This window comes from Sphingomonas sp. GW821-FHT02B09, assembly GCF_059421875.1.
Genome location: NZ_JBWKVV010000032.1, coordinates 1 through 1,152 on the forward strand (window position 1 = coordinate 1; position 1,152 = coordinate 1,152).

Consider the following 1,152-nt stretch of genomic DNA (forward strand, 5'->3'; position numbering starts at 1 on the left):
CTAGTGGACTGATTCCAACGTTTGGTGCCCGCGTCTGACTGCGGCGATGATCTCATTCGGATTGGCGCGCCAGACGAAGGGTCGGGGCTGTTGATTATGCTCCTTGATGAAGCGGTTGATGGCCGCCTGAAGGTCGACGACGGAGTGGAAGACGCCATTTTTCAGTCGACGACGGGTCAGTTTGGCGAAGAACCCCTCGACCGCATTCAGCCACGAACATGACGTCGGCACGAAGTGGAACGTCCAGCGCGGGTGGCGATCCAGCCAGGCCCGAACCTTGGGCTGCTTGTGGGTCGCGTAGTTATCCAGGATGACGTGGACGGCCTTGTCGGGCGGCAGCTCGGCCTCGACGGCGTTCAGGAAGCGAATGAACTCCTGGTGGCGGTGACGCTGCATGTTGCGTCCGATCACCGAGCCATCAAGGACGTTCAGGGCGGCGAACAGCGTCGTGGTGCCGTTGCGCTTGTAGTCGTGGGTCATGGTCGCGCCCCGGCCGCGCTTGAGCGGCAGACCCGGCTGCGTGCGGTCGAGCGCCTGGATCTGGCTCTTCTCATCCACGGACAGCACGATGGCATGGGCAGGCGGCGAGACGTACAGGCCGACCACATCGTGCAGCTTTTCGGCGAATGCCCGGTCGTTGGACAGCTTGAAGCTGCGCCAGCGGTGCGGCACCAGGCCATGGTCGTGCCAGATCCTGACCACCGAGGAGGCCGCGATGCCGACCGCCTTTGCCATGGCGCGCACCGTCCAGTGCGTCGCCTCGTGGTCAGGCGGCTCCAGCGTCAACGCCACGACCTTGTCGACCAGCGTGGTCTTGAGGGGTGCGATCCCCGGCGGTCGCGTCTTGTCGCGCAGCAGGCCATCGACGCCCTCGGTCATGAACCGCTCCTGCCAGCGCCACACGCACGTCTTCGACTTGCCCGTCGCCGCCATGATCGCGACCGTGCCCAGACCATCGTCGCTCAGCAGGACGATCCGCGCCCGCCACACATGCTTCTGCGGTGAACCACGCGCCGCCACCAGCCCCTCGAGCCGTGTCCTGTCCGAAGCCGTGACGGCTATGCTGATCCCGCTGCGCATTCCCGGTCCATCGCATGCTGCGACAATAACAGGAATCCTAAACGGATGCTTCCGTCTCGATCAATCCACTAG

The 1,152-nt window shown here is 64.4% G+C and carries 1 protein-coding gene; it reads right to left on the reverse strand.

Annotation, left to right across the window (positions count from 1 at the left end; translation table 11 throughout):
* On the reverse strand, window positions 1–1,080 hold the full coding sequence (locus tag AC07U4_RS24815; RefSeq protein ID WP_495197605.1) for an IS630 family transposase: 1,080 nt from the start codon (window positions 1,078–1,080) through the stop codon (window positions 1–3).
* Window positions 1,081–1,152: the final 72 nt, after the last annotated feature.

Excerpts from the sequence above, each read along its gene's own strand:
- AC07U4_RS24815 (WP_495197605.1), bottom strand. The coding sequence starts at position 1,080 with ATGCGCAGCGGGATCAGCATAGCCGTCACGGCTTCGGACAGGACACGG.